Raw genomic sequence first — 23711 nt, 5'->3', positions numbered from 1 at the left:
CGGGAGTGTGACCCTCGTGCCCGCCGCAGACGCCGTGGAGAGCGGCCGGTTGCGTGAGCAACTGGCCACCATGACCACGGAGGCGTACCGCCCGGAGCTGGCGGACATCGACCGCCTGCCCACCCTCGACATCGCCCGCTTCATGAACGCGGAGGACGCCACCGTCACCACGGCCGTCGCCGCCCGGCTGCCGGAGATCGCCGCCGCGATCGACGGCGTCACCGCGCGCATGGCCCGCGGCGGCCGGCTGGTCCACGTCGGCGCCGGCACGGCCGGCCGGCTCGGCATCCTCGACGCCTCCGAGTGCCCGCCCACCTTCAACACCGACCCCGCGCAGGTCGTCGGCCTCATCGCGGGCGGTCCCACGGCCGTGGTCAGCGCCGTGGAGGGAGCCGAGGACCGCGAGGACGCCGCCCGCGCGGACCTCGACGCCCTGGCCCTCACCGCGGACGACGTGGTCGTCGGCATCTCCGCCTCGGGCCGCACCCCGTACGCCGTCGCCGCCGTACGGCACGCCCGCGCCCTCGGCGCCCTCACCGTCGGCCTGTCCTGCAACGAGGACAGCGCGCTCGCGGCGGCCGCCGACCACGGCATCGAGGTGGTCGTCGGACCAGAGACGCTGACCGGTTCCACCCGGCTCAAGGCGGGCACGGCGCAGAAGCTCGTGCTCAACATGATCTCGACGATCACCATGATCAAGCTGGGGAAGACCTACGGGAACCTGATGGTCGACCTCCGCGCCTCCAACGAGAAGCTCAAGGCGCGCGCCCACCGGATCGTCTCCCTCGCCACCGGCGCGCGCGACGAGTCCGTCGAGACCGCCCTCGCCGACAACGACGGCGAGGTCAAGAACGCCGTCCTCACCCTCCTGGCGTCCGTGGACGCCCCGACCGCCGCCCGCCTGCTCCAGGATGCCCACGGGCACCTGCGCAAGGCCCTGGAAGCCGCAGCCGCCTGACGCGGCCTGCCCCACCTCACAGCAAGGCATGACCGCACCATGAGCGAAGAGAACAAGCATCGCGCCACTGCTGCCGCCATCCTCCCCCTGGTCGGGGGCGCGGCGAACGTGACGTCGGTGGCCCATTGCATGACCCGGCTCCGGCTCGGGCTGCGCGACCGGTCCCTCGTCCAGGAGGAGGTACTCAAGGCACTGCCCGCGGTCATGGGGGTCGTCGAGGACGACACCTACCAGATCGTGCTGGGACCGGGCACCGTCTCCCGGGTCACCCCGGAGTTCGAGGCCCTGGTCGGTGCCGAGCGCGCCGGCGCCCCGGAGGAGCCCGCCGCTCCCGCCGCCCCGGCCGGCGGGTCCGACCCGGTGACCGCCGAGGAGCTGGCGGCCCAGGGGGCGGCGCTCAGGGCGGAGCGGAAGGCGAAGAACGCCACCCCGTTCAAGCTGTTCCTGCGGCGCATCGCGAACATCTTCGTGCCGCTCATCCCCGCGCTCATCGGCTGCGGCATCATCGCCGGCCTCAACGGCCTGCTCGTCAACCTTCAGTGGCTGCCCGCCGTCACCCCGGCCCTGGCCGCCATCGCCTCCGGCTTCATGGCGCTGATCGCCGTCTTCGTCGGCTACAACACGGCCAAGGAGTTCGGCGGCACCCCGATCCTCGGCGGCGCCGTCGCGTCGATCATCGTGTACGCGAAGGTGGCGGACGTCGAGGCGTTCGGCCAGCACCTCTCACCGGGCCAGGGCGGCGTGCTCGGCGCGCTCGCCGCGGCCTGCCTCGGCGTGTACGTCGAGAAGCGGTGCCGCCGCTGGGTCCCGGAGTCCGTCGACGTGCTGGTCACGCCCACCGTCACCGTGCTGGTCTCGGGCCTCGCGACCCTGTTCGGGCTGATGTTCCTGGCCGGTGAGGTGTCCACCTGGATCGGCGACGCCGCCGACTGGCTGCTCGCCCACGGCGGCGCGGGCGCCGGGTTCCTCCTCGGCGGTCTGTTCCTGCCGCTGGTGATGCTGGGCCTGCACCAGGCGCTCATCCCCATCCACACGACGCTGATCGAGGGCGCGGGCTTCACCGTGCTGCTGCCGATCCTCGCCATGGCCGGAGCGGGCCAGGTCGGCGCGGCCCTCGCGATCTACCTGCGGCTGCCGCGCAACACCTCGATCCGCACGACGATCAAGTCGGCGCTGTGGCCGGGCTTCCTCGGCGTCGGCGAGCCGCTGATCTACGGCGTCTCCCTGCCGCTGGGCCGCCCGTTCGTCACCGCGTGCGCGGGCGGCGCCTTCGGCGGCGCGTTCGTCGGCCTGTTCAACCAGCTGGGCACGGACGTGGGCTCCACGGCGATCGGCCCCTCCGGCTGGGCGCTGTTCCCCCTGCTCGACGGCAACCACGGCCTGGCGCAGACGATCGCGATCTACGCGGCCGGCCTGATCGTCGGCTACGTGGCGGGCTTCGTGGCGACGTACTGGTTCGGCTTCACGAAGACGATGCTCGCGGAGCTGAACGCGGCCCCCGACGAGCCGGCGCCGGCGTCTTCGGCCCCGGTGGCGGCGGATGAGCGCGTCGCGGAGAAGGTCTGACGTCCGGCTCCGGACACACAGAAGTCCGGCCGGACACCGGCCGTCCGGACGGCGCAGGGCCGGCCCCTTCCCGGGGCCGGCCCTGCGCCGCTCACCGGGAGGCGAGGAAGGTCACGGACTCGACCCGGGTGAGCTTCTCGGGGTTGCGGACGTAGTACAGCCGCGTCACCTGGCCGTCCTCCACCCGGGCGGCCAGCACACCGTCGATCTCGCCGTCCAGGCGCAGGACCAGAGCCGGGTTGCCGTTGACCGTGGTGGCCTCGCCGGTGAGGACGCCGCCCGCCTTGCCGAGACTGCCGGCCATGTAGCGCAGCACCTTGCCCGCGCCGACGACCGGCCGCAGGGCCGCCAGCTTCAGGCCGCCGCCGTCGCTGACGAAGACGACGTCGGGGGCGAGCACGTCGAGCAGCGCCTGGAGGTCGCCCGTGACCAGCGCGGACCGGAACGAGTCGAGCGCGGCCCGGGTCTCCTCCGCGGACACCGGCGTGCGGGGGCGGCGGGCGTCGACGTGCCTGCGCGCCCGGTAGGCCGTCTGGCGTGCCGCGGCGGGGGTCTTGCCGAGGGCGGCGGCGATCGAGTCGAAGTCGAAGTCGAACACCTCGTGCAGGACGAACACGGCGCGTTCGGTGGGGGACAGGGTCTCCAGGATGTGCAGGAGCGCGAGGGACAGACTCTCGGCGAGTTCGGCGTCCTCCGCCACGTCCGGGGCGGTGAGCAGGGGCTCGGGAAGCCAGGGGCCGACGTAGGTCTCCTTGCGGCGCTTCAGGGTGCGGAGCCGGTTGAGGGCCTGGCGGGTGGTGACCCGCACCAGGTAGGCGCGCCGGTCCCGCACCTGCGCCAGGTCGACCTCGGTCCACCGCAGCCAGGTCTCCTGAAGGACGTCCTCGGCGTCCGCGGCGGAGCCGAGCATCTCGTAGGCGACGGTGAACAGCAGGTTCCGGTGGGTGAGGAAGGCCTCGGTCGCGGGGTCGGTCGCGGGCTTGGTGACGTGGTCGTTCATGTCGTGTGTGTCGCTCTCTCGTGGCCGGCCCCGCGACGGAGGCCGCGGTGGTTCAGGCGGGGATGTTCGGGCGCGGGTCGCGGCCGTCGCTCCTGACCGGACGGGAACTGGCCTTGCGCGCCCCGGACACCAGCTGACGGAGGGTGGAGCGGCAGACGAACTCCTTGACGCCGGCGGCGGGCCGGCCGCTGAGGCGCAGCGCGTTCACCCGGTCGTCCAGGGACGAGAACTGGGTGAGGCCCTCCTGCCGGCCGAGGCTCAGGCACTGTCCGGCGAACAGCAGCCGCGCGGGCGCCGCGGGCTTGCCCGCGATCCGGCTCAGCACCGTGTCGGCGGCCTTCGTGCCCAGCTGCACGGCAGCCTGGCAGCTCATCCGGACCGGCCGGTCCGTGATCACCCCCGCGTCCCCCGCGGCGACGACACGGGCGTCGTCCACGCTGGTCAGCGTCGCGTCCGTGACCAGACGGCCGTAGGAGTCGGTGCTCAGCCCGCTGCGCGCGGCCAGGTCCGGGACGCGGAACCCCGCGGTCCAGACGGTCACCGCGCTGGGCACGTCCCGGCCGTCCGCGAGCCGTACGGCGTCGCGCGTCACCTCCGTCACCCGCGTCCCGGCCCCTTCGAGGACGGTCACGCCCAGCGCGGCGAGCCGGCGGGCGACCGGACGGCGGACCCGGGCGTGCAGGGACGGGCCGAGCACCCCGCCGCAGACCAGGGTGACGTGGCGTCCCGTCTCCGCCAGCTCCGAGGCCGTCTCCAGGCCGGTCAGGCCTGCCCCGACCACCGTCACCGGTGCCGTGACGGGCGCCTCGGCCAGCGCCGACCGCAGCCGTCGCGCCCCGTCGAGGTCCGCCACCGCGTGCGCGAACTCGGCGGCCCCGGGCACATCGGGGTCGGAGGCGCCGCTGCCCACCGCGTAGACCAGGTAGTCGTAGGCGAGGGTGCCGCCGCCGGCCAGGGACACCGTGCGCTCCGCGGTCGCGATCAGCGTGGCGGTGTCGACCACCAGACGGACGTTCGCGCCCAGCACCTCCCCGAAGCCTTCGACCGCGTCGTCGGAGCCGGTCACCAGCTGGTGCAGGCGGATGCGCTCGACGAAGTCGGGCCGCGGGTTGACCAGCGTCACCGACACGCCCGCCCGGCGCGCCAGCCGGTTGGCGGCCTTGACGCCGCCGTAGCCGCCGCCCAGGACGACGACCTCGGTGTTCTCGCTCATGATGTCTCCCTTCGTGGAACCGGACTGCGGCATGGAGACACCGGCGGGGAGCCCGGCGTAACACCTGCCGTCCGTGCGGCCGGAAAATGCCCGCCGCGGCCTCCAGCCCTGGTGCCTGGACGCCGTCACGGGCGCCCGGTGTTCCAGGAGCGGAGTTTGTCGGGGTTGACGACGACCCACATCCGTACGACCTCCGCGCCGGCGACCTCCAGGCTCAGGACGGCGACCACGCGCCGGTCGTGGCGGACGACGAGGCCGGTGCGCCCGTTGACGGAGTGGGCGGCGAGGGTGGTGGTGTGCGGGGGGCGGTCGAGCAGACGCAGCACACTGCGGGCGACCCGGTCGCGGCCGTGCACGGGCGCGACGAGCGTGCGGATCTTCCCGCCGCCGTCGAAGAAGGCGGAGGCGTCGGGCGCCAGCAGGGAGAGGAGCATGTCCTCGTCCGCCGTCACGCAGGCACGGCGCACGGCGTGCACCACGGCGTCGTGCCGGCGGAGGGTCGTGGGCTCCGGCGCGAGGGGCGGGGCGGCGACGATCACGTCCGGGACGGTGGGGACGACGTCCTCGGCGCCCGCGTCCTCGCCCGGGCCCGGCAGCGCCAGCCGGGCGAGACAGATTCCGCCGACGCTGCCGGCCAGCCAGGACCGCGGCACGGCGATGCGCTCCCGCTCACGGTCGGACAGCGCGTACCAGCGCCGGTAGCACTCGTCCACGGCGCTCTCCGCGTCGCGGAGGCTGCCGAGGACGCGGTGGGCGAGGGTGACCAGATGCCGCCGCTCGTCGAGCAGGTCCGCGAGCGGGGAGCCGTCGTCGACGCGGTCCACACCCTCACCTCCCTCGCACACGGCCACCCGGCGGCGGCACACCGCTGGAGCAGAGAGACCGAACAGCCGGGCCATCTGTGACACGCGGTCCGTTCGCCCTGTTTTGTCACGCCTGGGTCCGCGGCCCGGTCATGGAGGCGAAAGGCGACGACGTACCGCCACCCCCGGCGGCACCGCCTTCCGACGGAAAGGCCCAGCCATGTTCCACCGTTCCCGCGCCCCCAAGCCCACCGTGGTTCTCGTCCACGGCGCCTTCGCCGACTCGACCAGTTGGAACGACGTGGCACGCGAACTGCGGCGCGAGGGCCACCCCGTGGTGGCCGCCGCGAACCCGCTGCGCGGACTGAGCAGCGACGCGGCGTACCTCCGCGAGGTCCTCGCCGGCATCGAGGGACCGGTCGTCCTCGTCGGCCACTCCTACGGCGGCGCGGTCGTCACCGCCGCGGCGGTGGGCGCGGACAACGTGCGGGCGCTGGTGTACGTCGCCGCGTTCGTCCCGGACAAGGGCGAGAGCGCGCTCGACCTGGCGGCGCGGTTCCCGGGCAGCAGCCTCGGCGAGGCGCTGCACCCGGTGCCGATCACGCTGCCGGACGGTTCGCCGGGGGTGGAGTTCACCATCGACCAGGCGAAGTTCCCGCACCAGTTCGCGGCGGACGTGCCGGAGGGCGTGGCCCAGCTGATGGCCGTCACCCAGCGTCCGGTGACCGGCGCGGCACTTCAGGAGCCGGCCCCGGAGCCGGGGTGGCGGACGCTGCCGTCCTGGGCCGTGGTCGCCACGGAGGACCTCAACATCCCGGCGGCCGCGCAGCGTCACATGGCGGAGCGCGCCGGCGCGCAGGCGCGGGAGGTCCAGGCATCGCACGCGGTGAGCGTCTCGCATCCCCAGGAGGTCACGAGCGTCGTGCTGGAGGCGGCGGCTTCCGTGACGCGGTAGCGGACCACTGTGGGTATGGTGCCGTCGGTCCACCCGGGCCGGCGGCACCGCTTGTCGTGCCGGGCGCCGCCGAGTCGAAACATTTCGACGACGCGACGACGGGCGTACCGTGCCGCCAGTGGCCGCGTGAACAGGAACTGTGCGGTCCACCAGGGCGCGTCCCCTCATGCCGGCCGTGGTGCCGGGCGGAAGCGAGCCGAACGTCTCCCCGAAACCGTTTCGTTCGCTCCACGAAACCTGCATGCCCACCTTCTACCTTGGGAGCGCTCCCATCACGTTTCACCCACAGGATTGGAGTCATCCCCCCATGCACAACTCGCGTTTATCCGCCGGTACTTCCCGGCCGGCCCGGCGCCGTCTCTTCCAGGCGTTCCTGATGCTGTTCGCCCTGGTGGCCGGCGCGCTGTCGTTCTCGGGCACCGCCCAGGCGCACGGTTCCGTCGTCGGTCCCGCCTCCCGCGCGTACCACTGCTGGGAGGAGTGGGGCAGTGACCACATGAACCCCGCCATGGCGGACGAGGACCCCATGTGCTGGCAGGCCTACCAGGCCAACCCCAACACCATGTGGAACTGGATGAGCATGCTCCAGGACGGCCTCGGCGGCCAGTTCGAGGCGCGCATCCCGAACGGCAAGCTCTGCAGCAACAACCACCCGAACTTCGAGAGCCTCAACAACCCGGGTCCGTGGACGACGACGCCCGTCGGTGACAACTTCACCGTCCACCTGTACGACCAGGCGTCGCACGGTGCGGACTACTTCAAGGTGTACGTGAGCAAGCAGGGCTTCGACCCGAAGACCGAGGCCCTCGGCTGGGACGACCTGGACTTCATCACCCAGACCGGCCGCTTCGCCCCGGCGAACGACATCACCTTCCCGGTGCAGACCTCCGGCTACTCCGGACACCATGTCGTCTTCACCATCTGGCAGGCGTCGCACCTCGACCAGGCCTACCTGATGTGCAGCGACGTGGACTTCGGCTGACCGAGGCCGTACGGCGCGGCCCGGCCCGGTGCCCCCTCACCGGCCCGGGCCGCTGCCCCGCGCGGCCGCACGCACCGGCCGTGACCGCCCTCAGCGGTGCCGCATCCAGACGTTGGGCTCCCGGTACACGCCCTCGTCCGCCTCCCGGTCGACGTGCAGGAGGGCGAGGCCCTCGGGGATCACGTAGCCGCCCGTCTCCGGGAAGGCCAGGCCCGTCCAGCGCTCCCACTCCGCGACCGTGCCGGTCATGACCTGGGACGCCGGCGCCGCCGACACCAGCCTGGCGCCCAGGCGTTGATGCGTACGGATCCACGGGTCGAGAGCCGAGCCGTCCTCACGGGTCCAGCGCATGTAGGTCTCGATCGGGGTCAGCGGGTACCGGGCCTTCACCGTCGGCCGGACCGGGGCGACCACCCGCTCCCGGCCCGCCTCCTCCGCCACCGTACGCAGCGCCTTGAGCGTTTCCCCGGCAAGCCCCCGCCCCTTCAGCGACGGAGTGACGATCGCCCCGCAGATCACCAGGGTGTCCGGGGCGACGCCCCGCTCATGGCCCTCCACGGCGCGGACGAGCGCCTCGGTGTAGCCCGAGGGCAGGGACTCGGGGCGGCCGTCCCAGCGGATCGGCACACCCCACCCCGACGCCACCGGCACGCCGGCCTCGTCCACCAGCATGAGGTCCAGGTCCGCGAAGAACTCGCGGACCCTGCCGATGTACTGCTTCACCAGCCGGTCGGCGGTGATGAACTCCGGGAACCCCTCGCTGAAGAGTTCCTTGAGGTGCGCCTCGTCCCACTCGCGCGCACCGGTCTTCTCGGTCTGCAGATGCATCGCCCGTTCATAACACGGCGCACGCCTGTGGCCCCCGCCCGCAGGCAGGGGCCACCGGCACGGCGCGGGCGGGTCACTGCTGCTGGGCGGCCAGCCAGTCCGTGTAGCGCGTCGTCGCGAGCTGGGCGTCCGGGCCCGGGAGGAGGGTGGACTCCTCCACCGGGGCGCCCGAGTAGCTCGCCTCGGGGTCCGTCACGACCTCACGCGGGTCGCCCGCGGCGGACAGCGCCGTACGGATGGGCTCCTCCAGGGGCAGCGCCTCGGGGCCGCCGATCTCGACGATGCCGCCGAGCGGGGAGGCCACCGCCGCGCGGCTCACCGCCGCGGCCACGTCGTCCGAGGCCATCGGCTGGAACTTCGCCGGAGGCACCCGCACCGTGCCGTCGACCGTCGACAGGTCCGCGAGTCCCTTCATGAACTCGAAGAACTGCGTGGCGTGCACGATGGTGTACGGCATGCCGGAGTCCCTGATCAGGTCCTCCTGCACCTGCTTGGCGCGGAAGTATCCGCTCTCCTGGAGCCGGTCCGTCCCGACCACGGACAGGGCGACGTGATGGGCCACCCCGGCGTCCGCCTCCGCCTTGAGGAGGTTGGTGGTCGACGTGCGGAAGAACTCCATGACGGCGTCGTCCGCGAACGAGGGCGAGTTCGACACGTCGACGACGACCGACGCGCCGTCCAGGACCTCGGCCAGGCCCTCACCGGTCAGGGTGTTGACCCCGGTGTTGGGCGCGGCCGGCACCGCCTCGTGGCCCTCGGCCCGGAGCTGGGTGACGACCTTCGAGCCGATGAGCCCGGTGCCGCCGATCACTACGACCTTCATGACTGGGTTTCCCTTCACACGGTGGATGGATGAAGTGGGTGTGCGTGCGTCTGTGCCCGCGTCTGCGCTCACTCCTGCAACTTGCCGTCCGTCGGCACCTCCTCCATCAGGGAGGCGATCTCCTCGGGGACCGGCGGGATGCTCTCCCGGGTGACGCCGGTCGCCGGCGACCACACGAGGTTGACGCGCAGTTCCTCATCCATGTCCGGGTAGTCGCTGCGGTTGTGACAGCCGCGGGTCTCCCGCCGCTCCAGCGCCGCCTCGAGCGTGGCCCGCGCGGACAGCACCGCCGCCTTCAGGTCGAAGGCGTGGGCGAGATCCTGGAAGCCGGCGATGTCCGGGTGGACCCCGACGTCGTCCATCCGCTTCTCGATCGCGGTGAGTTCGGCCAGCCCGGTGCGCAGCCCCTCCTCGTCGCGTACCACGCCCGCGTGTTCCGTCATCGTGTTGCGGACGGCGCGCTGGAGGGCGCGGACGTTCTCCGGGCCGTCCGCCGCGAGGAGTTCGTCCACCTCCGCCCGCGCCTCGGCGACCGCGGCGGCCGAACGCGGCTGCGCGGTCAGCGACTCGGAGTACGCGGCGGCCGCCCGGCCGGTGATCCGGCCGTACACCAGCAGTTCGATGAGGCTGTTGCCGCCGAGCCGGTTGGCGCCGTGCAGGCCGCTGGACGCCTCGCCGATCGCGTACAGGCCCCGCACGTCGGTGCTGTGGTCCTCGGGACGCACCCACACACCGCCCATCGAGTAGTGCGCCGTGGGCGCGACCTCGATCGGGTCGCGGGTGATGTCCAGCATCTGGAGGTCCAGCAGGGTCTGGTAGACCCGGGGGAGCCGGTTCATGATCGTCTGCCGGGGCAGGTGGGAGACGTCCAGCCACACCCCGCCCTTCTCGGTGCCGCGGCCCTCCTTGATCTCCGTGTAGGAGGCCAGGGCGACCCGGTCGCGGGTGGACAGCTCCATGCGCTCGGGGTCGTAGCGGCTCATGTACCGCTCGCCGAGCGCGTTGCGCAGGATGCCGCCCTCGCCGCGCGCGGCCTCGCTGACCAGGGTGCCGGCCGCGTTCTCCGGCTCGATGATCCCGGACGGATGGAACTGCACCAGCTCCGGGTCGCGCAGCCGCGCCCCGGCCTCCACGGCGAGCCGGAAGGAGTCCCCCGTGTTCTCGTCCCGCCGCGACGACGTGCGCCGCCAGATCCGGGTGTGCCCGCCGGCCGCCAGGATCACCGCGTCCGCGTGCACCAGGTAGCGCGTGCCGTCCTTCAGATCGAAGCCGTACGCCCCGAACACCGCGCCCTCATGGGTGAGGATCCGCGTGATGTACACGCCCTCCAGCACCGGTATCCGCAGCTGCTCCGCGCGCCGGACGAGGGTGCGCTGGATCTCCAGGCCCGTGTAGTCGCCGGCGAAGGCGGTGCGGCGGAACTTGTGCGCCCCGAAGAACCGCTGCGAGATACGGCCGTCCTCCTCCCGCGCGAAGGCCATGCCGTAGCGCTCCAGGTCGTCGATGCCGCGGGCGGCGCCCCGGGTGACGATCTCCGTGGTGCGCGGGTCGCCCAGCAGGTAGCTCTCCTTGAGCGTGTCCGCCGCGTGCTGCTGCCAGCTGTCCTCGGGGTCCATCGTGGCCAGGGCCGCGTTGATGCCGCCGGCGGCGAGGGAGGTGTGCGCGTCGTCCTTGGGGCGCTTGCCCACGGCGAGGACGTCGACCCCGGCCTCGGCCAGTTCGACGGACGCCCTGAGGCCGGCCCCGCCGGTGCCGATGACCAGCACCGTGGTGGATAGACGTTGTTCGGTGGCAGCCACGATTGCTCCGATCGTCGAGATGTCTCACCGACTACGACCGGACGCCCGCCCGGCCTGTGACACCTCGACGCCACACAGGCATCTCCCAGCATGCGCCCCGTGCGCGGGGCGGGCGACCCGGCGGACCGGGGCCTGTCCGGCACGATCCGCCGGACAGGCCCCGAGGGCCGCTCACTCGGGCAGCGGACGGGGGGCCGCGATCCGCCGCACCGACGTCACCACCGTGGGCACGGTCGTCACCGTCACGTCCCCCGTGATCAGCCGCTGCACCGGGCAGCGCCCGGCGACCTTCAGCAGCCGCTCCACCTGGGACGGGTCGAGGTCGCCCGTCAGCCGGACCTGCTTGACGATCTGCCCGCGCGGTTCGAACCGCGCCTCCACCACGACCTCGTCGAGCCCCCAGCCCTGCCGTGCCGCGTACGCGCGGACCGCCATCGACGTGCACGACCCGAGCGCCGCCAGCAGCAGCTCCCCGGGGGTGGGTCCGGTGTCCGCGCCGAGCGGTTCGGGCTCGTCAGCGGTCAGCAGATGCGGTCCGACCGCGACGGTACGGGCCAGCCGCCCGCCCTCGCGGACGGACACGGTGCGTCCGGTCATGATGCTGCCTCTCGGTGGGTCCTGCGGGTCACCCACCAGACCGCGACGATCACGCGCATGTGACATGCCCGCGCGTGGCCGGGCGCGGACTCCCGGCCGTCAGGCGGTCAGAGACGTCACGTACGGCGACAGCTTCTCCGGGTTCATCACCCACATGAGCCGCTCGATGCCGTCCGCGGACGCGTCGACCGACAGCAGCGCCACCGGGTTCCCGCCGGCCGTGACGAGGACGGCCGGGTTGCCGTTCGCCTCCACCCAGCGGGTCTCGGCCGGCGGCCAGAAGCGCGGCGCGAAGGCGGCCAGGTACTTGGAGACGCGCAGGCGTCCGACCACCGGGATGCGCGAGGCGCCGCGGATGCCGCCGCCGTCGGCGTAACTGACCACGTCGGCGGCCAGCACGTTCTCGAGCACCCGCATGTCACCGGTCTGCGCCGCCGCCAGGAACACCTCGAGGAGCCGCCGGTGGTCCGCCGGGCTCACCGGCTCCTTGCGCTCGGCCGCCAGATGCTTGCGGGCCCGGCTCACCAGCTGCCGGGTGTTCGCCTCGCTCGTCTCGAGGATCTCCGCGACCTGCTTGTACGGGTAGTCGAACGCCTCCCGCAGCACGTACGCGGCCCGCTCCACCGGATTCAGCTTCTCCAGCAGGAGCAGCACCGCCATCTCCAGCGCCTCGGCGCGCTCCGCGCCCAGCTGGGGGTCGTGCCGGGTGTCGACCGGCTCGGGCAGCCACGGCCCGACGTACGACTCGCGCCGGACGCGCGCGGACTGCGCGACGTTGATGGCGAGGCGCGCGGTGATCGTGGTGAGGAAGGCGGCCGGCTCCTTCACGCCGGAGCGGTCGGCGTTCTGCCACCGCACCCACGTCTCCTGGAGGACGTCCTCCGCCTCCGCGGCGCTGCCGAGCACCCGGTAGGCGATCCCGAACAGCTGGGGACGGGCCGCGAGGAAATCGTCCGTCGCCCGGTCCAGGGAATCGGATGCGTCCCGAGCGTCCATGGTCGCCCCTTCCGGCTCCGCGCTCACCATGCTACAAGCCGCCTTCACCACGCGCGTCCGGGAGCAGGGCGGGCCCGCCACCCCCGTACGTGTACGGTACAGCGGGCCGCCCGGCCCTCCGGATCAGGCCTCCCGTCCGTACCGGGCACGGGCCCGTGCCACCGTCTCCGGGGGCACCGCACCCGTGCGGGCCAGCTGGTCCAGGGCCGCCACGGCGATCGACCCGGGGTCGACGCCGAAGTGACGCCGGACCGCCTCCCGGGTGTCGCTCAGCCCGAAACCGTCCGTGCCGAGGGACGCCCAGTCCTGCTCGACCCACTGGCTGATCTGGTCCGGGACCTGCCGCATCCAGTCGCTGACGGCCAGCACCGGCCCCGGCGCCCCGGCGAGCGCCCGGGTCACGTACGGGACGCGCTCCTCGCCGCGCAGCCGTGCCGCGTCGGCCCGCAGCGCGTCACGCCGCAGCTCCGTCCAGGAGGTCACCGACCACACGTCGGCACGCACGCCCCACTCCTCCGCCAGCAACTCCTGCGCCTCGAGCGCCCAGTGGACCGCCGTCCCGGAGGACAGCAGCTGGATCCGGGGACCGGCCTCGGGCGACGGCGCCGGCCGGAACCGGTAGACGCCCCGCAGGATGCCCTCCTCCACCGAAGGGCCGGGCGGCACGGGAGGCTGCCACTTGGGCTCGTTGTAGACGGTCAGGTAGTAGAAGACGTCCTCGGGCCGCTCCCCGTACATCCGCCGCATCCCCTCCCGGACGATCACCGCGATCTCGTGGGCGAACGCCGGGTCGTAGCTGACGACGGCGGGATTGGTGGACGCCAGCAGATGCGAGTGCCCGTCGGCGTGCTGGAGGCCCTCGCCCGTCATCGTGGTCCGCCCGGCCGTCGCCCCGACGACGAACCCGCGGCCCAACTGGTCGGCCAGCGCCCAGAACTGGTCGCCGGTGCGCTGGAAGCCGAACATCGCGTAGAAGATGTACAGCGGGATCATCGGCTCGCCGTGCGTGGCGTACGAGGTGGCGGCGGCCGTGAACTCGGCCACCGAGCCCGCCTCGGTGATGCCCTCGTCGATGAGCTGCCCGTCCGCCGCCTCCCGGTAGCGCAGCAACTGGTCCGCGTCCACCGGCTCGTAGGTCTGCCCCTCCGGCGCGTAGATGCCCGCCGTCGGGAACAGGGACTCCATGCCGAAGGTGCGGGCCTCGTCCGGAACGATCGGCACCCAGCGGCGGCCCGTCGCCTTGTCGCGCATCAGGTCCTTCACCAGCCGGACCAGCGCCGTGGTGGTCGCCACCTCCTGCGTGCCGGACCCCTGGTGCAGCGCCTCGAAGGCGGCGGGCGGCGGCTGCGGCAGCGGGCCCGCCACGACCCGCCGCTCCGGCACCGGACCGCCCAGCGCGGCACGCCGCTCCCGCAGATACCGCACCTCCGGCGCGTCGTCGCCCGGGTGCCGGAACGGCACCTCGTCCCCGTCCAGCGCGCGGTCGGGGATCGGCAGCTCGAGCCGGTCGCGCAGCTCACGGAACTGCCGCGGACTGAGCTTCTTCATCTGGTGGTTGGCGTTGCGCGAGGCGAACTCCGGGCCGAGCGTGTGGCCCTTCACCGTCTGGACCAGAACGATCGTGGGCGCGCCCCGGTGCTCGACCGCCCTGCGGTACGCCGCGTACACCTTGAGCGGCTCGTGCCCGCCGCGCGAGTCGCCGAACAGCCCGGTCAGCGCCGCGTCGTCGAGGCCGGCCGCGACCCGGGACAGGGCGTCGCCGGTGAAGAAGTGCCGGCGGACGTAGGCCGCGTCCCGTGCCGCGTACGTCTGGAGCTGCGCGTCCGGCACCTCGCCGAGCCGGTGCACCAGCAGGCCGTCGGTGTCTCGCTGGAACAGGGCGTCCCACGCCTCGCCCCACAGCGACTTGACCACGTTCCAGCCCGCCCCGCGGAACCGGGCCTCCAGCTCCCGCACGATCTGCGCGTTGGGCCGCACCGGACCGTCCAGCTTCTGGAGATTGCAGTTGACGACGAAGGTCAGGTTGTCCAGACCCTCACGGGCCGCGAGCGCCAGCGCCGCCGTCGACTCGGGCTCGTCCGTCTCGCCGTCGCCGAGGAACGCCCACACCCGGGAGCCGGACGTGTCCTTGATGCCCCGCGCGTGCAGATAGCGGTTGAACCGGGCCTGGTGGATCGCGGCGAGCGGCCCCAGGCCCATGGACACGGTGGGGAACTCCCACAGCCACGGAAGCCGCCTGGGATGCGGGTACGAGGGCAGCCCGTGACCGCCCGCCTCGCGCCGGAAGTTCGCCAAGTGCCCTTCGTCCAGGCGCCCTTCGAGGAAGGCGCGCGCGTAGACGCCGGGCGTCGCGTGTCCCTGCACGAACAGCTGGTCGCCGGAGCCGCCGCCGTCCTTGCCGCGGAAGAAGTGGTTGAACCCGATCTCGTACAGCCAGGCGGCCGAGGCGTACGTGGAGAGATGGCCGCCCAGTCCGTCACGGGCGCCGCGGCTCACCATCACCGCCGCGTTCCACCGGTTCCACGCGGTGATCCGGGACTCCAGGGCGAGGTCGCCGGGGAAGTCCGGCTGCGCCCACGCCGGGACGGTGTTGACGGGGTCGGTGGTGAGCAGCCCGGGCACGGTGAGCCCGGACCGGGCGGCGTGCTCGTGCACCCGGCGCAGCAGGTACACGGCCCGGTCCGGGCCGGCGTTCCGCACGACGGCGTCGAGCGACGCCCGCCATTCGGCGGTCTCCTCGGCGTCACGGTCGGGCAGCTGGTCGAGCTCGCTCACCGCGGCGGGCTCCGGGGGCCGGAACGGGTCACTCATGGTGCTCTTCCTTCGGATCACGCAAGGGGGGAGGGCGCGGGGGGACGCGCCCGGACGGCCGGACGCCCCGTCCGGGGCATCCGGTCGCTCACCTGGTACGACCGGGCCGGACGGGGCCCTGTGACAGGGCGTGGAGTGACGCGCGTTACATCCGCGGCCGTCGAGGGCCGGCGCTGTCACAGATCGCGGGGCTGCCCTGTCGGTGAGGGGAACGCGAACGCGTCGACCGAGAGACGGGAGAGGACGAACGATGAGTGGCTCGGGTCCGCACGACCTTCCCCGGCCCGTGACAGCACCGCCGGGGGCCGTGACCGGGAGCGCCCCGCGGTGGTGTCGCCCCGCCCGTCCCACGGGGGCCGTACGGTGAGCACCGTCGCGTTCGTCAACGTCGCCCTGCGCGGCCACATCAACCCGACCCTGCCCGTCGTGGCCGAGCTGGTGCGCCGCGGTCACACCGTCACGTACCACACGACCGCCGCGTTCGAGCCGGACGTGGCCGCCGCCGGCGCCACCGTCTTCCGGTACCCCGGGGACGGCCCGCCGCTCGCCGGCCCTCCGACGCCCGTCACCCTGCTGGAACAGCTCGCCCGCACCGCCCTGGAGACGCTGCCGTCCGTGCTGGCCGACCTGCGGAGCACACGGCCCGACGTGGTCGTGCACGGCGCCGCGTGCCCCTGGGGGCCGGTCACCGCGGCCGAACTCGGCGTGCCGGGCGTGTCGCTGTTCACCACCATGGCGTTCGGCCGCCGCGTGCCCAGCCCCGCCCGCGCCTCCTGGACACTGCTGGCCGAGGCGGTCACCCGGCCCAGCAGCCTCCTCGGGTACGCCCGCGCGCGTCTGCTGCTCGCCCGCCGCCACCGCACCCGAGGGCTGCCCCTGGTCGACCTGGTGAACGCGCGTCAGCCGCTCAACCTGGTCTTCACCTCCCGCGAATTCCAGCCCGAGGCCGCCTCCTTCGACCGCACGTACCGGTTCGTCGGCCCCAGCGTCGGCGCCCGGCCGCACGATGCGTCGTTCCCGTTCGACACCCTGCGGCCGCCGGTGCTGTACGTCTCCCTGGGCACGGTGTTCGACGCCGGGCCGTCGGTGCTGCGGGGTTTCGCCGCCGCCCTGGCGCCGCTCGGCGGCACCGTCGTCGTCGCCACCGGACGCACCGACCCCGCCGCGCTCGGCGCGCTGCCGGACAACGTGCTCGCCCGCCGGTTCGTCCCGCAGCTCGAACTGCTCGAGCGCGCCGACCTGTTCGTGACGCACGGAGGCATGAACAGCGTCAACGAGGCGCTGTACGCGGGCGTGCCCGTGCTGGTCGTCCCACAGGGGGCCGACCAGCCCCAGGTGGCGAGCAGGGTCACGGAACTCGGCGCCGGGCTGACCGTCCGCCCCGAGGCCGCCACCGAGGCCGCCGTGCACGCCCTGGCCCGCCGCCTGCTCACCGAGCCCCGCTTCCGCGACGCGGCCGCCAACCTGCGGGCCGCCCAGCGGCAGGCGGGCGGACACCTTCGCGCGGCCGACGAGATCGAGGCGCTCCTGCGCCGCGCCGGCGCCCACGAGAAGCGGGGGCACTGAGCCATGCCGCCCCTCGTCCTCGCCCTTGTGCTGCTCGCCGGGCTGTCCGAAGCGGCCGGGCGGATCCTGCCGCTGGTCGCCCGCCGCCCCGAGGTGTCGCCTCCCGTCGTGGCCGGGCTGCTGCTCACCGGCACCGCCGTCGAGAGCGCCGTCGTCGCCCTCTGGCCGCTGACCGCGTACACCCTCGCCGAGCTGCTGCCGGGCGCCACCGCGTCCGGGACGGCGCCCGGCTGGACCGCCGGACAGGTCGCCCCGATGCTGCTCGGCGCCGTCATCGCCTTCCCGCTGCTCGGCCCCGCCCTGCATCTGATGCTGCTGACCGGGGTGGGCGCCGGACTGGTCGGGCCGGTCGCCGACGCGACCGGCGTGGGCGGCTGGGCCGCCGCGGCCTGCGTGGCCGCCGCCGGCATCGGACTCGCCGCGGCCGTCGAGGCCGTACGACGCCTCGTCGGCCGGATCGGCGCCCCACGGACACGGACACGCGCACGCACACGGAGGCGGACGGCATGACCTGGTTCCCGCTCGTCGCCCTGGTGCTCGGCCCGGTCCTCCTCGTCGAGGCCTTGCTCGCCCGCTACGAGGTGATGCTCTTCACCGCCGGCTGGCGCAGCCCCGCCACCGACCTCCCGCCCGGCATGCCCTACGCCCGGGGCGCCGACCCCGACCGCCCGCCGGCCGCCTATCTGGTCTACCTGGACGGCATCGGCAAGCGGCGCTTCACCGACACCCGCGACGGCGGACAGCTCGTCAAGGCGCTGATCGCCGCCGCGCCCGACATGCGGGTGCTGGGACAGGTCCAGCCCTACTCGCCGCTGGCCGCCCCGCTCGCCGACCGGCCGGTGTGGGTGCGGATCCGCCGGCACGCCGGACTGCTGCTGTTCCTGCACAACGTCATGCAGATCTTCGTCGCCGCCGACCGCCGCTACCGCCCCCTGTACAACCGTGCCGTCGGCGCCCAGATCGCCGGCCAGCTGCGGCGCGCCGGCTACCGGCCGGACAGCGGCGTCCCCGTCGTGCTGCTCAGCTACAGCGGCGGCGCGCAGGTCGCCACCGGCGCGGTCGCGGAACTCCACGCCCAGCTGGGCGCCCCGCTGCTGCTGATCACGCTCGGCGGCTTCCACAACGGCGCCAACGACCTCACCCACGCCCTGCACCTGCACCAGCTCACCAGCGCCCACGACCGGATCGAACGGGTCGGCACCTGGCTCTTCCCGCAGCGCTGGCGACTGCTGCGCGGCAGCGGCTGGAACCGGGCCCGCCGCGCCGGGAAGGTCACCGTGCACCGCATGGACCCGGCCACCCACCTCGGCCGCCGCAGCTACATCAGCCCCCACTCCCGCCGTCCCGACGGCCGCACGCACCTGGAGCACACCACCGGCACCGTGCTCGCGCTCATCCGCTCGGTCACCAGGACCGACGCGCTGCCGTGACCGAGACGGCCGGGAAGGGTCCGGCCGGAAAAGGAACGGCCAAGGCACTCGGCCGCCGGGCCCGCCTGTGCTTCCATGCGGTGACGACGCACCGACCCTTCGTCAACACCGCACCCGTACACAGGAGAAGGCATGCCGCCAGGACCGAGACGTCCCGCCCGCACCGCCCGTGTCGCCGCCGTGCTCCTCGCCGCCGTCCTGTCGCTCACCGCGGCCCCGGCCACGGCGGCGGAGGACACCTCCCCGTCCGGCTCCCGCGCCCCCGCCGTACCGCTCCGCGTGGCGACGTACAACATCCACGCGGGAGCGGGGGAGGACCAGGTCTTCGACCTCGACCGCACCGCCGACGCCCTGCGCGGCCTGCACGCCGACGTCATCGGGCTCCAGGAGGTCGACGTCCACTGGGGCGAGCGCAGCGCCTTCGTGGACGAGGCCCGCGCGCTCGCCGGGAAGCTCCGCATGCGGGTGTTCTTCGCACCGATCTACGACCTGGACCCGGCCGCCGAGGGCGGGGAGCGCCGGCGGTACGGCGTGGCCGTGCTCAGCCGCCACCCCGTGCTGCACGCCGAGAACCACGAGATCACCCGGCTGTCCACGCAGACCCCCGACCCGGTGCCCGCCCCGGCGCCCGGCTTCGCCGAGATCGTGATCCGGGTGAAGGGCGTGCGGACGCACGTGTACTCCACGCACCTGGACTACCGCGCCGACCCGTCGATCCGCGCCGCCCAGGTCGCCGACATGCTGGACGTCCTCGCCGACGACCGGGGGCCGAGGATCCTGCTCGGCGACTTCAACGCCGAGCCGTCCGCGCCCGAGCTGGCGCCCCTGTGGCACACCCTGCGCGACGCCGCACCCGACGCCGGACTCACCTACCCGGCGGTCGCCCCGCAGAAGCGCATCGACCTGATCACCGTCTCGCACGGGATCACCGTGACCGGGGCCCGTACGCACGCCACCGCCGCGTCGGACCACCGGCCGGTCGTCGCCGACCTGCGCCTGCCCCGCGCGCGCGGCTGACCGGCGCCCTCACCCCGGCGGCACACCCGGCCCGCCGCCCTGGAGACGTTCCAGGTCCGACGGACGGACCTGGATCGCCACCACCGCGACCAGGGCGGCGAGCCCGGCGAACACGGCCGCCGTGATGAACGCGGCGGTCACCCCGGAGGTGAGGACCTCGGCGCCCCACCGACCGGGCAGTTCCCCCGTGCGCCGGAACTCCATCTGCTGGGCCGGCGTCGCCTGTTGCAGGAAGAGCGGGACCTGTTTCTCCGCCTCGTTCCGGCTGGCCGTGCCGTACACGGTCACCAGGATCGACAGGCCCAGCGAACCGCCGACCTGCTGTGTGGCGTTGAGCAGACCCGAGGCGGCGCCGGTCTCCCGCACGGGCACGTTGGACAGCGCCATGAGGGTCAGTGACACGAACTGCATGCCCATGCCGAAGCTGAACACCAGCATCGGACCGAGCACGCTGCCCGCATAGGTCGAGTGCACGTCGGTCAGCGTCAGCCACGCCAGACCCGCGGCCGCGAAGAGAGCGCCCGCCACCATGAACGGTTTCGGCCCGTACACCGGCAGGAACCGTGAGGCCAGCCCGGCGCCGACCGCGATGACCGCGCTCACCGGCAGGAAGGCGAGACCCGCCCTGAGGGGGCCGAAGCCCAGCACGTTCTGCACGAACAGGGTCAGGAAGAAGAACATGCCGAACAGCGCCGCGGCCAGGAACAGCATGATCCCGTACGTGCCCGCTCTGTTGCGGTCCGCGAACATGTGCAGCGGTGTGATCGGCTGCGGCGACCGCCGTTCGAGCAGCACGAACGCCACCAGTACCACCACCGCCGCCGCGAACGACACCAGCGTGAGCGTGTCCCGCCAGCCGTCCTGCGCGGCCCGGATGAAGCCGTAGACGAGGAGCACCATGCCGGCCGTGGAGGTCAGCGCGCCGGTGACGTCGAAACGGCCCGGATGACGCTCGGACTCCTTGATGTACCGCGGGGTCGCCAGGGCGATGAGCAGGCCGATGGGGACGTTGACGAACAGCACCCACCGCCAGTTCAGCCACTCCACGAGGATGCCGCCCGCCAGCAGCCCGATCGCGCCGCCGCCCGCCGACACCGCCGCGAACACCCCGAACGCGCGGTTGCGCTCAGGCCCCTCGCGGAAGGTCGTGCTGATCAGCGCCAGGGACGTCGGAGAGGCGATCGCACCGCCCACGCCTTGCAGCGCGCGCGCCGCGAGCAGTTGCCCGGCGTTCTGCGCGAGCCCGCCCAGCAGGGACGCCAGAACGAACAGCAGCACACCGAAGATGAACACCCGCCGTCTGCCGAGGATGTCACCGGCCCGGCCGCCCAGCAGGAGCAGACCGCCGAACGTGAGGGTGTAGGCGTTGACCACCCACGACAGACTGGCGGTCGAGAAGTCGAGGGAGCGCTGGATGTGCGGCAGCGCGATGTTCACGATGGTGATGTCCAGCACCACCATCAGCTGACACGAGGCGATGACGAACAGGGCCATCGCGTTGCCGCCGCCGCGGCCGTCCCGTGTGGCCTCCTTCGTGGAGGCCGGTCGCGGACTGCTGGTCATATCGGGTCGCCCTTCCGGGAGTCCACCGTTCGACCGTACGCGCGCCCCCCACCGGGCACCACTCGATCACCGGGCGGGCGGGCCGGGCGGTCCGGCGTACCATCCTCCCTGGCGGGGAGGTGCGGATGGTGGTGACCCAGGACCGCCCGGCGGACGCACGGCCGGGGCGGCGCCGGACGGTGGCCGTACGCGCGCGGACCGCGCTGGACGGGCTGGAACATCTGGTCGGGGGACTGGGCACCGCCCTGCTGGCCCTGCTCGCCGCGCTGTGGCTGGCCCTGACCGCGGCGGCCTGCCTTGCCGGAGTCGGCCTGTGGCTGCTGCCGTCCGCCCTGCGCGCGGTGCGCGCGGTCGCCGACCGGGAACGCGGCAGGCTCTCCCGCTGGGGCCCCGAGATCGTCGGCCCCGCGCCGCTCCCGGACGGGCCGCGGGCGATGCTCGCCGACCGCGCCGTCCGCCGCGAGGCCCGCTGGGTGGTCACGCACGCGCTCCTCGGCCTGTTCCTCGGACTGGTCGGGGCGACGCTGCCGCTGAGCGCGGCCCACGACCTCACCTTCCCGCTGTACTGGACCGCGCTGCCGGAGAGCGAGGCCGCCTCCGCCGTGGGCTGGTGGACCGTCCGGGACTGGCCCGGCGCCCTGGCCGTCGCCGCGACCGGCGTGGCCCTGGCCGGCGTCGTCCTGGTGGGCGCGCCCGCCCTCGCCCGGCTCCAGGCCTGGCCCGGACGCCGCCTGCTCGGCCCCGACCCGGGCACCGACCTGGCCCTGCGGGTGGCCGAGCTGACCGCCACCCGCGCCGCCGCCCTGGACGCCCACGTCGCCGAACTGCGGCGCGTGGAGCGGGCGTTGCACGACGGGACGCAGAACCGCATCGTCGCCGTCACGGTGCTGCTCGGAGCCGCCCGGCGGGCCCTCGCCCGCGACCCGGAGGAGGCCGCGGCCGTCCTGGACCGCGCGCAGGACGCCGCCGAACAGGCGCTCGCCGAACTGCGGGCGGTGGTGCGCGGCATCCTCCCGCCGGTCCTCGCCGACCGCAGCCTGCCCGACGCCCTCACGGCGCTCGCGGCCGGCTGCCCGGTGCCGTGCCGCGTCGACGCCGACGTGCCCGCCCGGTGCCCGGCGTCGGTCGAGGCGACGGCGTACTTCGCGGTCGCCGAGGCCCTCACCAACATCGCCCGGCACAGCGGCGCCGGCGAGGCGCGGGTCACCGTCCGCACGGACGGCGGGCGACTGCACGTGGAGGTCCGCGACGACGGCCACGGCGGCGCCGGCGAGCACGGCGGGACCGGGCTCACCGGCATCCGCCGCCGCGTCGAGGCCCACGACGGAACCCTGGAGCTGGCCAGCCCTCCCGGCGGCCCCACCACCCTGAAGGTGACCCTGCCATGCGGATCGTGATCGCCGAGGACGACGCCCTGCTGCGGGAGGGTCTCGCGCTGCTGCTGCGCGCCGAGTCCCTGGACGTGGTGGCGACGGCCGAGGACCCCGGCGCGTTCCTCGACGCCGTCGACGCGGAACGGCCGGACGTCGCCATCGTCGACGTACGGATGCCGCCCACCCACACCGACGAGGGGATCACCGCCGCCGTGGAGGCACGGCGGCGGCTGCCCGGCCTCGCGGTGCTCGTGCTGTCCGCGTACGTCGAGCAGGCCTTCGCCACCGACCTGCTCGCACAGGGCAGCGCCCGGCTCGGCTATCTGCTGAAGGAGCGGGTGGGGCGCGTCGAGCAGTTCCTGGAGGCGCTGCACCGGGTGGCGGACGGCGGCACCGCCATCGACCCGGAGGTCGTCGCCCAGCTGCTCGCCCGCAGCCGGCCCGACACCCGCCTGGAGCGGCTGAGCCCCCGCGAGCGGGACGTGCTCGCGCTGATGGCGGAGGGCCTGGGCAACGCGGCCATCGCGGAACGTCTCGTCGTCAGCGACGGGGCTGTGCACAAGCACATCCGCAACATCTTCGCCAAGCTGGACCTACCCCCCACGAACCGCACGGACCGCCGAGTGGCAGCGGTCCTCCACTTCCTGGAAAACACCCGCCTTTAGGGGCGCGGGGAACTGCGCGCCCAGCCCCCCACGACCCGCACGCGCGAACACAGGCGGAGTGGCACCCCCCTCCAGGGGCGCGGGGAACTGCGCGCTCAACCCCCACCACCCGCACCCGCGAACTCGGGCGGAGTGGCACCCCCCTCCAGGGGCGCGGGGAACTGCGCGACGCCCCCCCCACACCCCCCGCTACTCGAACAGCACCCCCTGCTGCCCCTCCCGAGCCTTCCGCAGCCGCCGCCCCCTCGCCCCCACCGCGACCGCGGCAACCGCCGCCGTCACCCCCAGCGCCACCGGCACCATCCACCCCCGGTCGGCCGCATGCCCGAGCACATGGTCGAGCGACAACCGCCCCGGCCCCGCGACAGCGAGCCCCGCCGCCGTCAGGCCCAAGGACGCCGCGTACTCGAAACCCCCCTCCTGGTTGAAGAAGCCGTTCGGCGCGTGCACCGCCGACGCCCCCGCCATCGCCCCGGCGGCAGCCGCCCCCGCCGCCGGTGTGGCGAGCCCGAGCGCCAGCAGCAGCCCGCCGCCCGTCTCCGCGACACCGGCCGCCGTGGCGCTGACCTTGCCGGGCGCGTACCCGATGGAGTCCATGAACTGGCCGGTGCCCTCGATGCCGCCACCGCCGAACCAGCCGAACAGCTTCTGCGAACCGTGCGCCGCGAGCACTCCGCCGGTTCCCAGCCGGAGCAGCAGCAGTCCCAGGTCGCGTCGGTCGATACAGGTCACGTCGTCTCCCCGTGAAGGGTGGGGGTGGTCTGGC

The 23711-nt window shown here is 73.8% G+C and carries 21 protein-coding genes; 10 read left to right on the top strand and 11 right to left on the bottom strand.

Going from position 1 to position 23711, the window contains the following annotated elements:
- Positions 1-7: 7 nt before the first annotated feature.
- Positions 8-958 (top strand): N-acetylmuramic acid 6-phosphate etherase, encoded by a 951-nt coding sequence (gene murQ, locus ACFOSY_RS06105; RefSeq protein WP_394305681.1) that lies wholly within the window; start codon positions 8-10, stop codon positions 956-958.
- Positions 959-997: 39 nt separating this feature from the next.
- Positions 998-2524: a PTS transporter subunit EIIC gene (locus ACFOSY_RS06100; protein WP_394305680.1), complete on the top strand. Its 1527-nt coding sequence runs from the start codon at positions 998-1000 to the stop codon at positions 2522-2524.
- 91 nt (positions 2525-2615) lie between these two features.
- Here ACFOSY_RS06100 and ACFOSY_RS06095 read toward each other — a convergent pair whose 3' ends face one another.
- From ACFOSY_RS06095 to ACFOSY_RS06085, 3 genes are all read right to left on the bottom strand, one after another.
- On the bottom strand, positions 2616-3524 hold the full coding sequence (locus ACFOSY_RS06095; protein WP_394305679.1) for an RNA polymerase sigma-70 factor: 909 nt from the start codon (positions 3522-3524) through the stop codon (positions 2616-2618).
- Positions 3525-3576: 52 nt separating this feature from the next.
- Positions 3577-4737 carry an NAD(P)/FAD-dependent oxidoreductase gene (locus ACFOSY_RS06090; RefSeq protein WP_394305678.1) on the bottom strand — a complete coding sequence of 387 codons (1161 nt, stop codon included), beginning with the start codon at positions 4735-4737 and terminating at the stop codon, positions 3577-3579.
- 125 nt (positions 4738-4862) lie between these two features.
- Positions 4863-5561, bottom strand: coding sequence for an RNA polymerase subunit sigma (locus ACFOSY_RS06085; protein ID WP_394305677.1), 699 nt, complete (start codon positions 5559-5561; stop codon positions 4863-4865).
- Between the two features lie 199 nt (positions 5562-5760).
- Between ACFOSY_RS06085 and ACFOSY_RS06080 the strand changes: the two genes are divergently transcribed.
- Both ACFOSY_RS06080 and ACFOSY_RS06075 read left to right on the top strand, forming a co-directional pair.
- On the top strand, positions 5761-6495 hold the full coding sequence (locus ACFOSY_RS06080) for an alpha/beta fold hydrolase (RefSeq protein WP_394305676.1): 735 nt from the start codon (positions 5761-5763) through the stop codon (positions 6493-6495).
- A gap of 376 nt (positions 6496-6871) precedes the next feature.
- Positions 6872-7477 carry a lytic polysaccharide monooxygenase auxiliary activity family 9 protein gene (locus tag ACFOSY_RS06075; RefSeq protein WP_394305793.1) on the top strand — a complete coding sequence of 202 codons (606 nt, stop codon included), beginning with the start codon at positions 6872-6874 and terminating at the stop codon, positions 7475-7477.
- A 90-nt stretch (positions 7478-7567) separates the two neighbouring features.
- Here ACFOSY_RS06075 and ACFOSY_RS06070 read toward each other — a convergent pair whose 3' ends face one another.
- The 6 genes from ACFOSY_RS06070 to aceE form a co-directional block, all read right to left on the bottom strand.
- Entirely contained in the window at positions 7568-8305 is a 738-nt protein-coding gene (locus ACFOSY_RS06070) for a hypothetical protein (protein ID WP_394305675.1), read from the bottom strand.
- 73 nt (positions 8306-8378) lie between these two features.
- Entirely contained in the window at positions 8379-9128 is a 750-nt protein-coding gene (locus ACFOSY_RS06065; protein ID WP_394305674.1) for an SDR family oxidoreductase, read from the bottom strand.
- 68 nt (positions 9129-9196) lie between these two features.
- Positions 9197-10927, bottom strand: coding sequence for an L-aspartate oxidase (locus tag ACFOSY_RS06060; protein ID WP_394305673.1), 1731 nt, complete (start codon positions 10925-10927; stop codon positions 9197-9199).
- A 171-nt stretch (positions 10928-11098) separates the two neighbouring features.
- Positions 11099-11524 (bottom strand): OsmC family protein, encoded by a 426-nt coding sequence (locus tag ACFOSY_RS06055; RefSeq protein ID WP_394305672.1) that lies wholly within the window; start codon positions 11522-11524, stop codon positions 11099-11101.
- Positions 11525-11623: 99 nt separating this feature from the next.
- Positions 11624-12520, bottom strand: a complete 897-nt coding sequence (locus ACFOSY_RS06050; RefSeq protein WP_394305671.1) for an RNA polymerase sigma-70 factor — start codon at positions 12518-12520, stop codon at positions 11624-11626.
- Between the two features lie 123 nt (positions 12521-12643).
- Positions 12644-15331 carry a pyruvate dehydrogenase (acetyl-transferring), homodimeric type gene (gene aceE / locus ACFOSY_RS06045; RefSeq protein WP_394305670.1) on the bottom strand — a complete coding sequence of 896 codons (2688 nt, stop codon included), beginning with the start codon at positions 15329-15331 and terminating at the stop codon, positions 12644-12646.
- A 363-nt stretch (positions 15332-15694) separates the two neighbouring features.
- Here aceE and ACFOSY_RS06040 point away from each other — a divergent pair, with 363 nt between their 5' ends.
- The 4 genes from ACFOSY_RS06040 (at position 15695) to ACFOSY_RS06025 (ending at position 19344) form a co-directional block, all read left to right on the top strand.
- Positions 15695-16897 carry a macrolide family glycosyltransferase gene (locus ACFOSY_RS06040; protein ID WP_394305669.1) on the top strand — a complete coding sequence of 401 codons (1203 nt, stop codon included), beginning with the start codon at positions 15695-15697 and terminating at the stop codon, positions 16895-16897.
- A gap of 3 nt (positions 16898-16900) precedes the next feature.
- Entirely contained in the window at positions 16901-17407 is a 507-nt protein-coding gene (locus tag ACFOSY_RS06035) for a hypothetical protein (protein WP_394305668.1), read from the top strand.
- Positions 17404-18327 carry a hypothetical protein gene (locus ACFOSY_RS06030; RefSeq protein ID WP_394305667.1) on the top strand — a complete coding sequence of 308 codons (924 nt, stop codon included), beginning with the start codon at positions 17404-17406 and terminating at the stop codon, positions 18325-18327. The genes ACFOSY_RS06035 and ACFOSY_RS06030 overlap by 4 nt, the downstream gene beginning before the upstream one ends.
- A 132-nt stretch (positions 18328-18459) precedes the next feature.
- Entirely contained in the window at positions 18460-19344 is an 885-nt protein-coding gene (locus ACFOSY_RS06025) for an endonuclease/exonuclease/phosphatase family protein (RefSeq protein ID WP_394305666.1), read from the top strand.
- 9 nt (positions 19345-19353) lie between these two features.
- Here ACFOSY_RS06025 and ACFOSY_RS06020 read toward each other — a convergent pair whose 3' ends face one another.
- Positions 19354-20907 carry an MFS transporter gene (locus ACFOSY_RS06020; protein WP_394305665.1) on the bottom strand — a complete coding sequence of 518 codons (1554 nt, stop codon included), beginning with the start codon at positions 20905-20907 and terminating at the stop codon, positions 19354-19356.
- 125 nt (positions 20908-21032) lie between these two features.
- Between ACFOSY_RS06020 and ACFOSY_RS06015 the strand changes: the two genes are divergently transcribed.
- Together ACFOSY_RS06015 and ACFOSY_RS06010 are read left to right on the top strand one after the other, a co-directional pair.
- Entirely contained in the window at positions 21033-22304 is a 1272-nt protein-coding gene (locus ACFOSY_RS06015; protein WP_394305664.1) for a sensor histidine kinase, read from the top strand.
- Positions 22292-22945: a response regulator gene (locus ACFOSY_RS06010; protein ID WP_394305663.1), complete on the top strand. Its 654-nt coding sequence runs from the start codon at positions 22292-22294 to the stop codon at positions 22943-22945. Before ACFOSY_RS06015 ends, ACFOSY_RS06010 begins: the two co-directional genes overlap by 13 nt.
- Before the next feature lie 189 nt (positions 22946-23134).
- Here the strand turns inward: ACFOSY_RS06010 and ACFOSY_RS06005 are convergent, their stop codons facing one another.
- Positions 23135-23677, bottom strand: a complete 543-nt coding sequence (locus ACFOSY_RS06005) for a DoxX family protein (protein ID WP_394305662.1) — start codon at positions 23675-23677, stop codon at positions 23135-23137.
- Positions 23678-23711 lie beyond the last annotated feature (34 nt).

Source organism: Streptomyces lusitanus (assembly GCF_042647945.1).
Taxonomy (GTDB): Bacteria; Actinomycetota; Actinomycetes; order Streptomycetales; family Streptomycetaceae; genus Streptomyces; species Streptomyces pseudogriseolus.
Note: the sequence above shows the minus strand (reverse complement) of the source record. Positions and strands in the feature narration are given on the sequence as shown.

Bases quoted from the DNA above. Each gene is read 5' to 3' on its own strand.
- ACFOSY_RS06010 (WP_394305663.1), top strand. From the start codon at position 22,292: ATGCGGATCGTGATCGCCGAGGACGACGCCCTGCTGCGGGAGGGTCTC.
- ACFOSY_RS06030 (WP_394305667.1), top strand. From the start codon at position 17,404: ATGACCTGGTTCCCGCTCGTCGCCCTGGTGCTCGGCCCGGTCCTCCTC.
- ACFOSY_RS06020 (WP_394305665.1), bottom strand. From the start codon at position 20,907: ATGACCAGCAGTCCGCGACCGGCCTCCACGAAGGAGGCCACACGGGAC.
- ACFOSY_RS06095 (WP_394305679.1), bottom strand. From the start codon at position 3,524: ATGAACGACCACGTCACCAAGCCCGCGACCGACCCCGCGACCGAGGCC.
- ACFOSY_RS06080 (WP_394305676.1), top strand. From the start codon at position 5,761: ATGTTCCACCGTTCCCGCGCCCCCAAGCCCACCGTGGTTCTCGTCCAC.
- ACFOSY_RS06090 (WP_394305678.1), bottom strand. From the start codon at position 4,737: ATGAGCGAGAACACCGAGGTCGTCGTCCTGGGCGGCGGCTACGGCGGC.
- ACFOSY_RS06065 (WP_394305674.1), bottom strand. From the start codon at position 9,128: ATGAAGGTCGTAGTGATCGGCGGCACCGGGCTCATCGGCTCGAAGGTC.
- aceE (WP_394305670.1), bottom strand. From the start codon at position 15,331: ATGAGTGACCCGTTCCGGCCCCCGGAGCCCGCCGCGGTGAGCGAGCTC.
- ACFOSY_RS06050 (WP_394305671.1), bottom strand. From the start codon at position 12,520: ATGGACGCTCGGGACGCATCCGATTCCCTGGACCGGGCGACGGACGAT.
- ACFOSY_RS06055 (WP_394305672.1), bottom strand. From the start codon at position 11,524: ATGACCGGACGCACCGTGTCCGTCCGCGAGGGCGGGCGGCTGGCCCGT.
- ACFOSY_RS06035 (WP_394305668.1), top strand. From the start codon at position 16,901: ATGCCGCCCCTCGTCCTCGCCCTTGTGCTGCTCGCCGGGCTGTCCGAA.
- ACFOSY_RS06025 (WP_394305666.1), top strand. From the start codon at position 18,460: ATGCCGCCAGGACCGAGACGTCCCGCCCGCACCGCCCGTGTCGCCGCC.
- ACFOSY_RS06015 (WP_394305664.1), top strand. From the start codon at position 21,033: ATGGTGGTGACCCAGGACCGCCCGGCGGACGCACGGCCGGGGCGGCGC.
- ACFOSY_RS06100 (WP_394305680.1), top strand. From the start codon at position 998: ATGAGCGAAGAGAACAAGCATCGCGCCACTGCTGCCGCCATCCTCCCC.
- ACFOSY_RS06075 (WP_394305793.1), top strand. From the start codon at position 6,872: ATGCTGTTCGCCCTGGTGGCCGGCGCGCTGTCGTTCTCGGGCACCGCC.
- ACFOSY_RS06070 (WP_394305675.1), bottom strand. From the start codon at position 8,305: ATGCATCTGCAGACCGAGAAGACCGGTGCGCGCGAGTGGGACGAGGCG.